Consider the following 13,033-nt stretch of genomic DNA (forward strand, 5'->3'; position numbering starts at 1 on the left):
GTCTTCAATATCGAATAAAATAGTAAGGGAAGATGCGAAGGAGGGTTACATATGTCTGAAGAAATGAACTATGCAGAACAAACGTTTAACGAGGGTGATATCGTCAAAGGCATTGCCGCGCAAGTTGATGAAAAGGCAGTATCTGTATCAATTCCAGGTGCTCCGTTTGATGGTATTGTACCGATTAGTGAATTATCTAGCTTACACATTGAGAAAGCGTCTGATGTCATCTCAGTTGGAGATGAATTAGAATTGATGATTACAAAGGTAGAAGAAGAAAACTTTGTCCTATCAAAACGTAAAGTGGATGCTTTAAAAGCATGGGATACACTGGAGCAGAAATTTGCCGCTGAGGAAATTTTTGAAGCGGAAGTTAAGGATATTGTTAAAGGTGGTCTTGTCGTAGATTTAGGTGTACGTGGCTTTGTACCAGCATCGCTTGTGGAGGACTATTTTGTCGATGATTTTGAAGGCTATAAGGGACAAACATTAAGCTTTAAAATTGTTGAGCTTGATAAAGACAAGAATCGCCTTATTTTATCTCATCGTGCAGTAGTTGAAGCAGAGAAAGCTTCACAAAAGAAAAATGTTATTAATCAAATAAAAGCTGGCGATGTATTGGATGGTAAAGTACAGCGTCTCGCATCATTTGGTGCATTCATCGACCTAGGTGGTATTGATGGCCTTGTACACATCTCGCAAGTATCACATGAGCATGTGAGTGATGTGAGTGAGGTTTTAGCTGAAGGACAAGATGTAAAAGTAAAAGTTCTGTCAGTGGACCCAGAAAATGAACGTATTTCTTTATCTATTAAAGAAACTATTCCTGGACCATGGTCAAATATTGAAGAACGTGCAGCAAAAGGCACTATTTTAGACGGCAGAGTGAAGCGACTTACTTCATTCGGCGCATTTGTGGAAGTATTCCCAGGCGTTGAAGGTTTAGTGCATATATCGCAAATTGCGCATAAGCACATTAACACGCCACATGAAGCATTAAAAGAGGGACAAGAAGTACAGGTGAAGGTCCTTGATGTCAATGCTGAAGAAGGCCGTCTAGCCCTAAGTATTAAAGAATTACTAGAAAATCCAGAAGCAGAAGAAGTAATCGACTATGAATTACCTGAAGAGAACACAGGCTTCTCATTCGGTGATGTCATTGGCGATAAACTGAAAAACTTTAAATAATGTATAAAGCGAGGATGCTTGAATGTATCCTCGCTATTTTTATGGCTGATAGGATTTTGAAAGTGAAGGATAGCGATTGAGGAGAGGATAAAATCTTTGAATTGACGGTTAAAACTTTAAAAGTAGCGGATAAGATTTCAGAAATGAAGGATAAAACTTTAAAAGTAGTGGATAAGATACCCGAATTGAAGGATAGCAATTAAGAATAGGATAAAATCTTAGAAATGAAGGATAAAACTCTAAAAGTAGCGGATAAGATTCTCAAAATAAAGGATAGTAATTAAAAAGGCGATAAAACCTTTAGAACACCTGATAGCACGCTCAAAAAAAGAGGTAACACCTTTTATCGCCATACATAGCGTTCTACATTATGGATATGATATGATATAATGGCATTTTTCGTGTATAATAGCGAAAGACAAGAAGTTGGAAGGATGAAGTACAGATGACGAAACCAGTAGTAGCCATCGTAGGTCGTCCGAACGTAGGTAAGTCGACGATTTTTAATCGTATCGTTGGAGAACGTGTTTCGATTGTGGAGGATATCCCAGGCGTAACACGTGATCGTATTTATAGTTCGGCAGAGTGGTTGACACATGATTTTAATATTATTGATACAGGTGGGATTGAAATTGGAGACGAGCCGTTTTTAGAGCAAATTCGTCAACAAGCTGAAATCGCCATTGAAGAAGCGGACGTTATTATTTTTATGACAAATGGTCGTGAGGGAGTAACGGCAGCAGATGAGCAAGTTGCTAAAATTTTATACAAAACTAAAAAACCAGTCGTATTAGCGGTCAATAAAATTGATAATCCTGATATGCGTGAAATGATTTATGATTTTTATGCACTTGGCTTCGGTGAACCTTGGCCAATCTCAGGTTCCCACGGCTTAGGCTTAGGGGATTTATTGGACCAATGTGCGAAACATTTCCCGCAAGAAGATGAAGAGCAATATGGCGATGATGTCATTAAATTCTCTTTAATTGGTCGTCCGAATGTTGGGAAATCGTCTTTAGTGAATGCTTTCTTAGGGCAGGAACGTGTTATTGTAAGTAATATTGCTGGGACAACACGTGATGCAATTGATACGCCTTATGCGTATGATGGACAGGAATATGTCATTATTGATACGGCGGGTATGCGTAAAAAAGGAAAGATCTATGAAACAACAGAGAAATATTCTGTGTTACGTGCGCTCCGTGCCATTGAACGCTCAGATGTTGTTTTAGTGGTACTGAATGCAGAAGAAGGCATACAGGAGCAAGATAAGAAAATTGCTGGCTATGCGCACGAGGCTGGAAAAGCTGTAATCATCGTTGTGAATAAATGGGATGCCATTGAAAAAGATGAAAAAACAATGAATGTCTTTACACAGCAAATTCGTGAGCACTTCCTATTTTTAGACTATGCACCAATTATTTTTGTGTCGGCGAATACAAAACAGCGTGTACATCAAATTTTACCGATTATCCAACGTGTCAGCGAGAATCATGCGATGCGTATTCAGTCCTCTATTTTAAATGAAGTGATTGAGGACTCAGTGGCACGTAATCCTGCACCGACAGATAAAGGGCGTCGTTTACGTATTTACTATGCTACGCAGGTAGCAATTAAGCCACCAACATTCGTTGTTTTTGTGAATGAACCGGAGCTTATGCATTTCTCATACGAACGCTTCTTAGAAAATCGCATTCGCGAAACATTTGACTTTGAAGGAACGCCAATTCGTTTAATTACACGTGCGCGTGCTTAAGGCAATAGCTATACACATACAATACGCCAACCCGACATTATTGTTGGGTGGCGTCTTTTTACAAGAAAGAACTTACTTATAGACAACCCAACAAAGGGAGGATTTTGTTATGGAAAAAGTTTGTGTGTTAGGGGCAGGGTCATGGGGTACTGCACTGGCAATGGTACTAGCGGAAAATGGACATGATACGCTTGTATGGACACATAGAGCTGAGCAGGCAGAAGAAATCAATCAACTGCATACGAATAAAAAATATTTACCAGAAACCATTCTACCTGTAAATTTACATGCGACGAGTGATATGGCGAAGGTAGCTTCTCATGCAGAGACCATTGTTGTGGCTGTTCCAACAAAAGCGATTCGTGAAGTATGCGAGAAACTAACGGCTGAATTAACAAAAAAAGTGTTGTTTGTCCATGTTTCGAAAGGAATTGAGCCTGACTCTTTAAAACGAATATCTGAAATTTTAGCAGAGAGCTTACCTGCTATGTATGTGGAAGAAATTGTTGTTCTTTCTGGGCCAAGTCATGCAGAAGAAGTGGTGTTGCATCATCCTACAACAGTTACGGCAGCGTGTGCCAATATTGATGCTGCTGAAAAGGTACAGGATTTATTTATGAATCAGTTCTTCCGCGTCTATACAAATGAGGATATCATTGGTGTAGAAATAGGGGGAGCGTTGAAAAACGTCATTGCTTTAGCGGCAGGTATTACTGATGGCTTAAATTATGGAGACAATGCGAAAGCGGCACTTATTACACGAGGTCTTGCAGAGATTTCACGGTTAGGTGTAAAAATGGGTGGTAATCCATTTACGTTCTCAGGGCTTACAGGTATGGGGGATTTAATTGTAACCTGTACAAGTGTCCACTCACGAAACTGGCGTGCAGGAAATATGTTAGGGCAAGGTATGAAGCTACAAGAAGTACTGGATCAAATGGGCATGGTCGTAGAAGGTGTCCGTACCACGAAGGCAGCCTATCAATTAGCAGAAAAATATGATGTAGCCATGCCGATTTCAACAGAGCTCTATAGTGTGCTATTTAATGATGTTGAACCGAAAGTGGCAGTAGATGCCTTAATGATGCGTATGAAAAAACGAGAAATAGACGATATGAAGCATTAATATTAATTTTTTGATTAGACTTGTCATAAAACGGACATAAATAAGGTGTCTCAACGAATCTGTTGAGACGCCTTATTGTGTGCAACTAGTTGAATAGAAATACATGCTAAAAGAGTTGTCCATTTCTTGATAGTTATGGGACAACTATTTCTTTTTAGCAAAAGCACATAGTATAATATACTTTGATTGTGTCTTGACATTCAAAGAAAGGTGGTTATTTGAAATGGGCCCGTTAGCTCATATGCCTGCACTTGATGTAATGTGGGTGTCGTTTTATTGCATCGCATTTATGATTATATCAGTCGGCTTAATTTATTTAGCTCGAAATAAGATTTCAAATGTATTTTTACGAACAGTCGTAAATTTATGTGCATACATACTGTTTGGACTTGGCACATTTTTAATGGTACTTGTAGTTGCCACTTGGCCAGCATAAAAAATAATGAGGTGTCAGTAACATGAAAAAACTAAGTGCTTTGCTGTTGGTATTTGCAACCGCCATATTGCTAGTAGGATGTGCGTACCCAGAAGACGAAAAAAGGGCTAAGGTCACGCCTGATGTCGATCAACTAGCTGCAGTTCAACGAGCCGTAGATGAATACCGTGAAGCAACAGGTGGGCTAGTACCAATTAAAAATAGTGAGCTAGATACGGATATCTATATCAAATATTTAATCGATTTTGAAAAACTTATGCCGAAGTATTTGACGACAATTCCTGGGAATGCCTATGAAAAAGGTGGAATATATCAATATATCATTTGGGATCCTGAAAATGAGGCATCGGTCAAATTAGTAGATTTAAACGCAGCAGAGCGTATACGGGAAATAGGTATTCGTAAACTATCTACACAGTATTTACCAATAAAAGGGTCAATTTCGGATAATGTTTATCAGATCAACTATAAAGATTTGGGTTATAAAACAGAGGTAACTGTAAAAAGTCCCTATTCTGGCGTCGAGTTACCGCTTTTCATGACTGGTGATGGTGAATTACATGTAGACTATGCTGTGGATTTAGGCCAGCTTTTAAAAGAGGATAAGCCGAATGTAAAGCCTGGTGATGATATTCGCCAATTGCTTGTCGACAAATATCCTGTAGTACCTGCCTATTCGATTCCATATACAGTGGACGAGAATGGAGAGCCAATCTATGATATGGAAACGTATAATGCGGATGTCAAAAAAGCGAAAGAACGACAAAAACAAGAGGCAGAAGCCGCCGAGAAAAAAGAAAAATAGCAAACAAGCTCCTTACATTTGTGAGGGGCTTTTTCATATTTGTCTACAGGCTCGCATATAGTGAAAAAGCGTAGATAAAGGAGGCAGAAACCTTGAGTGAAGCAGTATTTAGAGAAATTGCAGAGCGCACAAATGGCGATGTTTATATTGGTGTTGTCGGTCCAGTACGTGTAGGTAAATCAACATTTGTAAAAAAGGTAATGGAATCAGTCGTGTTACCAAACATTGTGGATGAAACGGAAAGAATGCGAGCACAAGATGAGTTGCCACAAAGTTCTCCGGGGCCAGTCATTATGACTGCTGAGCCGAAGTTTGTGCCTGCTCAAGCAACCCGTATTGTGGTCGGTGAAGATGAAATGCCATTCCAAATTCGATTAGCAGATTGTGTTGGTTATATTATTGATGGGACAAAAGGCTATGAGGATGAAAATGGACCAAAATTTGTTCATACGCCTTGGCATACGGAGCCTATTCCATTTCAGGAAGCCGCTAAAATTGGCACAGATAAGGTGATTCGCGATCATGCGAATATTGGTATTGTCGTGACGACTGATGGTACAGTGAACGGAATCAGTCGCCGGGCAGCAGAAAAGGCAGAAGAGGAAATTGTAGAGCAATTAAAAGACATCGGCAAACCATTTGTCATCCTACTCAATTGCCAAATGCCCGCAAGAGAAGAAACAGTTCAGCTTCGTAATGAATTGTTTGAACGTTACAATGTTCCTGTTATTGCGATGTCCATTGATCAAATGAGAGAAACGGATATTCAATATATTTTACAAGAGGCGTTATTTGAATTCCCAATTCGTACAATTGAGGTGGAGAAACCAGACTGGCTGGATGTATTAGATGCCACACATCCATTAAATGTTGCATTGATTGATTCAATGGAGGAAGTCCTTTCCTCTGTAATGAAAATTCGAGATGTGCAACAGGCTTCGGATGCCTTTAAAGCCATTGACTTTATTGACCAAAGTGAAGTAGTTCATGTAGATGCAGGTGTTGGAACGGCAGTGATTCGGGTATCCCTCCAGGGTGAACTGTATAAATCAGTTTGTAATGAATGGCTAGAGGAACCAATTGAAACGAAAAAAGATTGGTTACTCTTTATCAAAGAGGCAGCAGAGGCAAAAGAGGCCCAAAAACGCTTTAAAAGTGCTATTCACGATGCTGATACGACAGGCTATGGTGTGACATTGCCAATGATGCAGGAATTTGAGCCAACAGCCCCAGAGCTCATTAAACAGAATAATTTCTTTGGCGTACGAATGAAGGCGAAAGCACCATCCTATCATATTATTCGAGTTGACATGGAGTCAGAATTTGCACCTTTAATTGGCTCAGAATTCCATAGTCAGCAACTTCTAAAAGATTTAAATCATGCTTATTTACATGATCGTGATGCCCTTTGGAATACACAACTTTTTGGCACACCATTGCATGAAGTATTAAAAGAAGGAATTCGTTATAAAATGGATGCAGTTCCACCTACTGCCAAAAAACGTATGCGTCAGACGATTGAACGTATGGTCAACGAAGGAGATCGTGGTTTAGTAACATTTATTTTATAGTGATAAAATTCAGAAAAAATGCAAAAAATATACGCAGGGCTTTTCGTTTTTATGCGAAAAGTCCTTTTATTTTTGTTTTTTGGGTGAAAAACTGATTTTTTGGTTATAATCATGTATGAATACAGTTGCGTAGCGGTTTTCTATGTGTTACTCTTTTTACAGAATTGGTTCATGACCCTTTGAGAGGAGGTGAATGGTGTGAATAAAACAGAATTAGTAAACTCTGTTGCTGAAGCTGCAGGTCTTTCTAAAAAAGACGCTTCTAAAGCAGTTGAAGCTGTATTTGATACAATTCAAGATGCTCTTGCAAAGGGTGACAAAGTACAATTAATTGGTTTTGGTAACTTTGAAGTACGTGAACGTGCGGCTCGTAAAGGTCGTAACCCACAAACTGGTAAAGAAATCGAAATCGCTGCTAGCAAGGTGCCTGCTTTCAAACCAGGTAAAGCGCTTAAAGACGCGGTAAAATAATACACGTCTAGTAGTTACATAGAGCAGCCTTCATGTTAACGAACATGAAGGCTGCTCTTTTTAACTTCAAATTTAAATTTTACATAATAATATACAGTGATTTGCTAATCTAGAAACGAATTTCTGATGAATCAGGTAAGTCATTTTGCGCTTACCTTTTGGATGTGCTACGATGCATAGGGAAATGTGTAATGTTTTGATACGCAGGAGGGTTTTTTGAATGTCGAATATTGATTTATTGAAAATAGAAGAAGCGGTAAAAATGATTTTAGAAGCAGTAGGTGAAGATGTAAATCGTGAAGGTTTATTGGATACGCCGAAGCGTGTAGCAAAAATGTATGCTGAAATGTTCAGCGGCTTACATGAGGATGCTAAGGATTATTTTAAAACGGTGTTTCATGAGGATCATGAAGAATTAGTGCTTGTCAAAGATATTCCATTTTATTCGATGTGTGAACATCATCTAGTTCCTTTCTATGGCAAAGCACATGTTGCATACATACCAAATGACGGTGTTGTTGCTGGGCTGAGTAAATTAGGACGTGCAGTGGAGACGATTGCCCGCAGACCACAACTACAAGAGCGTATTACCTCTTCAGTAGCGGACACGATTATGGAGATGCTTGTGCCAAAGGGTGTTTATGTTGTGATCGAGGCTGAGCATATGTGTATGACAATGCGTGGATTGAAAAAACCTGGTTCCAAAACGGTGACATCTGTTGCACGCGGTATTTATGAGGAAGATGAAGTGAAACGTAGAGAAGTGCTGTCATTTATTCAAATGTCTTAAATTGCGTGTCTAATTATGTTATGATGAACTAAGAATTTGTCGGATTTAAGGAGTGTACAAAGATGTCACAAGATTATATTGTTATACAAGCAGAAGAAGATGGTGTACATGTCATTGGATTAACACGTGGAACAGATACGAAATTCCATCATTCAGAGAAATTAGATACCGGCGAAGTAATGATTGCACAATTTACAGAACACACGTCTGCCATGAAAATACGCGGTAAAGCGCAAATTCATACAGCACATGGCGTGATCAATAGCGAAGCGAAAAAATAAGAAAATTTGTTTCTGACGATAGTTTTAATTTTGTTTAGCGTACAACAAGCACATATAAAAACACTAGATGTGAAAAACTGAGTATAAGGTTTATGGGCAGTTAGCATTCCTACATTTAATTATGGGAAAGCTTTACTGCCTGTCCTATGAAGAAAGCAAATTTTTTTTATTCCGCATCGTTGCGTATGCTATAATGACTCAGTAAGCAAGCGTTCAGCCTTGTATAGGGCTAACGTATCTGAAAGTGAAATGGAGTAAGGTCTATGAATGCAACATACATTCAAAATTCAATTGCACAGTTAAAAACAGAGATTTTCATGGATGTTCGTCATAGAACTTTGCAAAAATACACAGGTGTACCTGTGCTAGATGAAAATCAATTGTTTTATTTGCTAATCCCGTTTTTGAATGGTGAAGAGTGGCAACAAGAGCAACAAGAGGCTGCAATTACTGTTGGCATAGTGTACGCAGCATTAGCGGCTCACGATCATATAAAAGAATTAGACGCAACATCAAAAGAACAGCAGCTTACCGTTTTAGCTGGGGATTTTTATAGTGGTCGTTATTATGAAATATTAGCGATGTCAGGGAATGTCGCATTGATTCGAAACCTGTCACAAGGTATTGTGGTACGTTGTGAACAACAAATTAAAGTTTATGAAAATGAACAACGAACAATCGAACAGTGGTATGCATCGATGAGTACGATAGAATCTGGGTTAATTGCTCAATTTTTTGATCTTTATTCTTTCGGTAAATATATACCGCTTGTAGAAAAAAGCTTATTAATCTTGCGTTTAGAAAAAGAATGGACAGCTTATCAACGTGGTCAAATGTCTTTAATGGGTAAGGCACTAGAAGAAAGTGTCAGACGTAATGGCGCAACCTTTAATAGCGTCATCCAAAGGAAAATTGTGCATTTAAAAACAGAGCTATCACAGATTATTAATCAGGCAACCTTTTTACAAAGTGATATCAAACAAGCTTTACATGCACATGTAGAGGCATCCATTGCTTCTACTAACGGATAAGAGAGGTTTTTCAAAATGGCTAAAACGAAAGAAGAACACGTTCACGAAGTATTTGAAAGTATTTCGGAAAACTACGATAAAATGAATGGTGTAATTAGTTTCCAGATGCATGTTGGCTGGCGTAACGATACGATGAAGCACATGGCAGTCAAACCTGGATCAAAAGCACTTGATGTATGCTGTGGCACGGCAGACTGGACGATCGCATTGGCAGAGGCTGTTGGTGAAAGTGGAGAAGTAAAAGGGCTTGACTTTAGTCAAAACATGCTAAAAGTTGGCGAGAAAAAGGTAGAGCCATACCCACAAATTGAACTAATTCATGGAAATGCGATGGAATTACCTTTCCCAGATGATACGTTTGATTATGTGACGATTGGCTTTGGTCTTCGTAATGTACCTGATTATTTACAAGTGTTGAAGGAAATGCATCGTGTTGTTAAACCAGGTGGTATGGTGGTATGTTTAGAAACATCTCAATCTGAAATTCCTGGTTATCGTCAACTGTTCCGTTTTTATTTTAAATATATAATGCCGATATTTGGTAAAATATTTGCGAAAAGCTATAAGGAGTATTCTTGGCTTCAGGAATCTGCGAATGATTTCCCAGGTATGAAGAAGTTAGCGGCATTGTTTCAGCAGGCAGGATTAGAAAAAGTAACGTACAAAGCATACAGTGGCGGGGCTGCGGCAATGCATATGGGCTTTAAAAAGGTACGTTAATGGGGGAAGGTTTTCACACGTGGAAAAGATGAAGTTAAAACTACTCTATTCCGATTTGAAATCAGATATCGATATCATTGAACGAGAGTTAGAAAAAGCGGTGGACTCGTCTTCATATTTGATCAACGATGCTTCTCTCCATTTATTACAAGCTGGTGGCAAACGGATACGACCAATTTTTGTGTTACTAGGCGCAAAATTTGGTGATTATGACATTGAGAAGATGAAGGATGTAGCAGTACCTTTAGAACTCATTCATATGGCATCGCTTGTACATGATGATGTCATTGACGACTCCAATATGCGAAGAGGGCGCCCGACTGTCAAATCACAGTGGAATAACAGGGTAGCGATGTACACAGGCGATTTTATTTTCGCACGTGCGCTAGAATATATAACAAAGTTAGAAGACCCACTTGTTCATCAAATTTTAGCCCGTACGATGGTGGAGATTTGTAACGGTGAAGTCATTCAAATAGAAGATAAATTTAGATTAGATCAAGGTTTAAAAGATTATTTTAGAAGAATCAAACGCAAAACAGCATTACTTATTTCTTCAAGCTGTGAGCTAGGGGCTGTGGCAGCTGGGGTTGATGCTAAAACAGTTCGGCATTTAAAGCGCTTCGGCTACTTTGTGGGCATGAGCTTCCAAATTATCGATGATGTTTTAGATATTATGGCAACCGATAAAGAACTAGGGAAGCCAGCAGGTAGTGATTTACTGCAGGGCAATATTACTTTACCGATTTTATTATTGAAAGATGATCCGGAGATGCAGCCTTACTTAGTTAAAGTGTTTGCAGGCACGTTAACAGAATCGGAACGTCAAAATATGTTGCAATATGTGCGTAAATCTCATGCAATTGAGCAAGCTAATCGTATGAGTGATAAATATTTGAAAAAAGCCTTACAGGAAATTGATGCTTTACCAAAACATCCCGTTAAGAAAAAATTACGTGATGTTGCATTGTTCATGGGTAAGCGCAAATTCTAGCTTTTTGTTGTACAAAGGCTCATTTTTTGTTAATATTTATCGGTAGGTGTAAAACCTGTTAGACGAATTTAAGGAGTGTTTTAAACATGGCAATTGAACAAACTTTTTTAATGGTTAAGCCTGACGGCGTTGAACGTCAAGTAGTAGGAGACATCGTTGATCGTTTTGAACGTCGCGGTTTTGTAATGAAAGGTGCTAAATTAATGGTAATTCCTAAAGAATTAGCTGAAAAGCACTATGCTGAGCATGCTGAGCGTCCATTCTTCGGTGAATTAGTTGATTTCATCACTTCTGGTCCTGTATTCGCTATGGTATGGGAAGGCGAGAACGTAATCAAGCTTGCTCGTACAATGATGGGTGCAACAAAACCTGAAGAATCTAACCCAGGTACAATCCGTGGTGACTACGCAACAACTGTTTCTCACAACATCATCCACGGTTCTGACTCTCTTGCATCTGCAGAGCGCGAAATCGGCTTATTCTTCGGTGAAGATTTAGTTTAATTTCGAATAGATCAAGCAATCTCAATTTATGAGATTGCTTTTTTTATTGCGCAAAAAGGGGAGGGAACATCCCGATATAGAATTGTTAAAAACTTCTTACTCATGTACAATAAATAATGTAATATTCTGATAATTAAGTTAGGAATAGTTTAGTAGACTCGTCAATAAACTATGAGGATGACGTGAAAAAGGGGTTATGGACATGAGAGAAGTGGTGATTGTAGCAGCTGTGAGAACTGCTGTAGGTAGAAGTAAGGGCGCGTTAAGTCAAGTTCGAGCAGATGATTTAGCAGCGGATGTATTACAGGAGGTTGTAAAGCGTGCAGGCATTGGTAAGGAACAAGTAGACGATGTTATTTTGGGATGTGTGACGCAAACAGCTGAACAAGGGGCAAATATTGCGCGTACCTCTTTATTAATGGCTGGATTCCCAGATAGTGTGCCAGGAGTAACCATTGATCGTCAGTGTGGTTCAAGCCAACAAGCCGTGCATTTCGCGGCACAGGCCATTTTAGCGGGAGATATGGACATTGTCATTGCTGGTGGCGTAGAAAGTATGTCAAGAGTACAAATGGGCTCAAACATGCAACACGCACATGCTGGTAAACGCTTACAGGAAAATTATGATATTATTCATCAAGGATTATCAGCAGAGAAAATTGCTTCCCAATGGTCTTTATCGAAAGATCAGCTAAATAGCTATGCTTATCAAAGCCATCAACGGGCAATTTCCGCCATTGAAGCGGGTCATTTCCAAGCTGAAATACTACCTATTCAAGTTCCACAAGAGGATGGCACGGTGACAACAGTTGCTGTTGATGAGGGTCCTCGAGCAGAAACTACCGTTGACATTTTAAATGGATTAAAAACCGTTTTTCAGGAGAATGGTGTGATTACTGCGGGCAATGCGAGCCAAATGAGTGATGGGGCCTCAGCTGTAGTCGTGATGGCATTGGATAAAGCAAGAGAACTGGGCATTCAACCACTCGCTAAAATTGTGACAAGAGTGGTCGTGGGCTCTGATCCGACATTAATGCTGACAGGGCCAATCGAGGCTACTAGAAAAGCATTAGAACGGTCAGGTCTCAAGATAGAGGATATTGACACATATGAGGTAAATGAGGCCTTTGCACCTGTGCCGCTCGTATGGCTGCATGAAATAGGAGGAGACCCAGAAAAGCTCAATCCTGATGGTGGTGCAATTGCACTGGGACATCCATTAGGGGCAACTGGTACGAAATTGTTAACGACTATGCTATATCGCATGGAGCGAGAGAATTATCGTTACGGCTTGTTGGCTATTTGTGAGGGAATGGGAATGGCCAATGCCACAATCATTGAAAAAATGTAAAAGGGGATAT

The 13,033-nt window shown here is 39.4% G+C and carries 14 protein-coding genes; all 14 read left to right on the top strand.

What is annotated here, in order from left to right; genetic code table 11:
* Nucleotides 1-51: 51 nt before the first annotated feature.
* The gene (gene rpsA, locus MKZ14_RS06855; protein ID WP_339280728.1) at nucleotides 52-1,188 is read left to right on the top strand and encodes a 30S ribosomal protein S1; all 1,137 of its coding nucleotides are present in this window, start codon (nucleotides 52-54) and stop codon (nucleotides 1,186-1,188) included.
* Nucleotides 1,189-1,633: 445 nt separating this feature from the next.
* Nucleotides 1,634-2,944, top strand: a complete 1,311-nt coding sequence (gene der, locus MKZ14_RS06860; protein ID WP_339280729.1) for a ribosome biogenesis GTPase Der — start codon at nucleotides 1,634-1,636, stop codon at nucleotides 2,942-2,944.
* A 109-nt stretch (nucleotides 2,945-3,053) separates the two neighbouring features.
* Nucleotides 3,054-4,070: an NAD(P)H-dependent glycerol-3-phosphate dehydrogenase gene (locus MKZ14_RS06865; RefSeq protein WP_258859203.1), complete on the top strand. Its 1,017-nt coding sequence runs from the start codon at nucleotides 3,054-3,056 to the stop codon at nucleotides 4,068-4,070.
* A gap of 223 nt (nucleotides 4,071-4,293) precedes the next feature.
* On the top strand, nucleotides 4,294-4,506 hold the full coding sequence (locus tag MKZ14_RS06870) for a DUF2768 domain-containing protein (protein WP_004232605.1): 213 nt from the start codon (nucleotides 4,294-4,296) through the stop codon (nucleotides 4,504-4,506).
* 22 nt (nucleotides 4,507-4,528) lie between these two features.
* Nucleotides 4,529-5,311: a hypothetical protein gene (locus tag MKZ14_RS06875; RefSeq protein ID WP_036079857.1), complete on the top strand. Its 783-nt coding sequence runs from the start codon at nucleotides 4,529-4,531 to the stop codon at nucleotides 5,309-5,311.
* 92 nt (nucleotides 5,312-5,403) lie between these two features.
* Nucleotides 5,404-6,882, top strand: a complete 1,479-nt coding sequence (gene spoIVA / locus MKZ14_RS06880) for a stage IV sporulation protein A (RefSeq protein ID WP_016993351.1) — start codon at nucleotides 5,404-5,406, stop codon at nucleotides 6,880-6,882.
* A 198-nt stretch (nucleotides 6,883-7,080) separates the two neighbouring features.
* On the top strand, nucleotides 7,081-7,353 hold the full coding sequence (locus MKZ14_RS06885; RefSeq protein WP_004232618.1) for an HU family DNA-binding protein: 273 nt from the start codon (nucleotides 7,081-7,083) through the stop codon (nucleotides 7,351-7,353).
* A 220-nt stretch (nucleotides 7,354-7,573) separates the two neighbouring features.
* The gene (folE, locus tag MKZ14_RS06890) at nucleotides 7,574-8,143 is read left to right on the top strand and encodes a GTP cyclohydrolase I FolE (RefSeq protein WP_339280730.1); all 570 of its coding nucleotides are present in this window, start codon (nucleotides 7,574-7,576) and stop codon (nucleotides 8,141-8,143) included.
* Between the two features lie 62 nt (nucleotides 8,144-8,205).
* The gene (mtrB, locus tag MKZ14_RS06895; protein ID WP_339280731.1) at nucleotides 8,206-8,424 is read left to right on the top strand and encodes a trp RNA-binding attenuation protein MtrB; all 219 of its coding nucleotides are present in this window, start codon (nucleotides 8,206-8,208) and stop codon (nucleotides 8,422-8,424) included.
* 263 nt (nucleotides 8,425-8,687) lie between these two features.
* The gene (locus tag MKZ14_RS06900; protein WP_016994418.1) at nucleotides 8,688-9,455 is read left to right on the top strand and encodes a heptaprenyl diphosphate synthase component 1; all 768 of its coding nucleotides are present in this window, start codon (nucleotides 8,688-8,690) and stop codon (nucleotides 9,453-9,455) included.
* Between the two features lie 15 nt (nucleotides 9,456-9,470).
* Nucleotides 9,471-10,175 carry a demethylmenaquinone methyltransferase gene (locus MKZ14_RS06905; RefSeq protein WP_036079853.1) on the top strand — a complete coding sequence of 235 codons (705 nt, stop codon included), beginning with the start codon at nucleotides 9,471-9,473 and terminating at the stop codon, nucleotides 10,173-10,175.
* Between the two features lie 19 nt (nucleotides 10,176-10,194).
* Entirely contained in the window at nucleotides 10,195-11,169 is a 975-nt protein-coding gene (gene hepT / locus MKZ14_RS06910) for a heptaprenyl diphosphate synthase component II (RefSeq protein ID WP_016994416.1), read from the top strand.
* A gap of 86 nt (nucleotides 11,170-11,255) precedes the next feature.
* Nucleotides 11,256-11,672, top strand: coding sequence for a nucleoside-diphosphate kinase (gene ndk / locus MKZ14_RS06915; RefSeq protein WP_016994415.1), 417 nt, complete (start codon nucleotides 11,256-11,258; stop codon nucleotides 11,670-11,672).
* Between the two features lie 202 nt (nucleotides 11,673-11,874).
* A complete protein-coding gene (locus MKZ14_RS06920) occupies nucleotides 11,875-13,023 on the top strand; it encodes a thiolase family protein (RefSeq protein ID WP_339280732.1) in 1,149 nt (382 codons plus the stop codon).
* Nucleotides 13,024-13,033: the final 10 nt, after the last annotated feature.

The organism is Lysinibacillus sp. FSL P2-0066 (genome assembly GCF_037969495.1).
Lineage (GTDB): Bacteria > Bacillota > Bacilli > Bacillales_A > Planococcaceae > Lysinibacillus > Lysinibacillus boronitolerans.

Excerpts from the sequence above, each read along its gene's own strand:
- MKZ14_RS06920 (WP_339280732.1), top strand. The coding sequence starts at position 11,875 with ATGAGAGAAGTGGTGATTGTAGCAGCTGTGAGAACTGCTGTAGGTAGA.
- MKZ14_RS06900 (WP_016994418.1), top strand. The coding sequence starts at position 8,688 with ATGAATGCAACATACATTCAAAATTCAATTGCACAGTTAAAAACAGAG.
- ndk (WP_016994415.1), top strand. The coding sequence starts at position 11,256 with ATGGCAATTGAACAAACTTTTTTAATGGTTAAGCCTGACGGCGTTGAA.
- folE (WP_339280730.1), top strand. The coding sequence starts at position 7,574 with ATGTCGAATATTGATTTATTGAAAATAGAAGAAGCGGTAAAAATGATT.
- MKZ14_RS06870 (WP_004232605.1), top strand. The coding sequence starts at position 4,294 with ATGGGCCCGTTAGCTCATATGCCTGCACTTGATGTAATGTGGGTGTCG.
- rpsA (WP_339280728.1), top strand. The coding sequence starts at position 52 with ATGTCTGAAGAAATGAACTATGCAGAACAAACGTTTAACGAGGGTGAT.
- MKZ14_RS06865 (WP_258859203.1), top strand. The coding sequence starts at position 3,054 with ATGGAAAAAGTTTGTGTGTTAGGGGCAGGGTCATGGGGTACTGCACTG.
- der (WP_339280729.1), top strand. The coding sequence starts at position 1,634 with ATGACGAAACCAGTAGTAGCCATCGTAGGTCGTCCGAACGTAGGTAAG.
- MKZ14_RS06905 (WP_036079853.1), top strand. The coding sequence starts at position 9,471 with ATGGCTAAAACGAAAGAAGAACACGTTCACGAAGTATTTGAAAGTATT.
- mtrB (WP_339280731.1), top strand. The coding sequence starts at position 8,206 with ATGTCACAAGATTATATTGTTATACAAGCAGAAGAAGATGGTGTACAT.
- MKZ14_RS06875 (WP_036079857.1), top strand. The coding sequence starts at position 4,529 with ATGAAAAAACTAAGTGCTTTGCTGTTGGTATTTGCAACCGCCATATTG.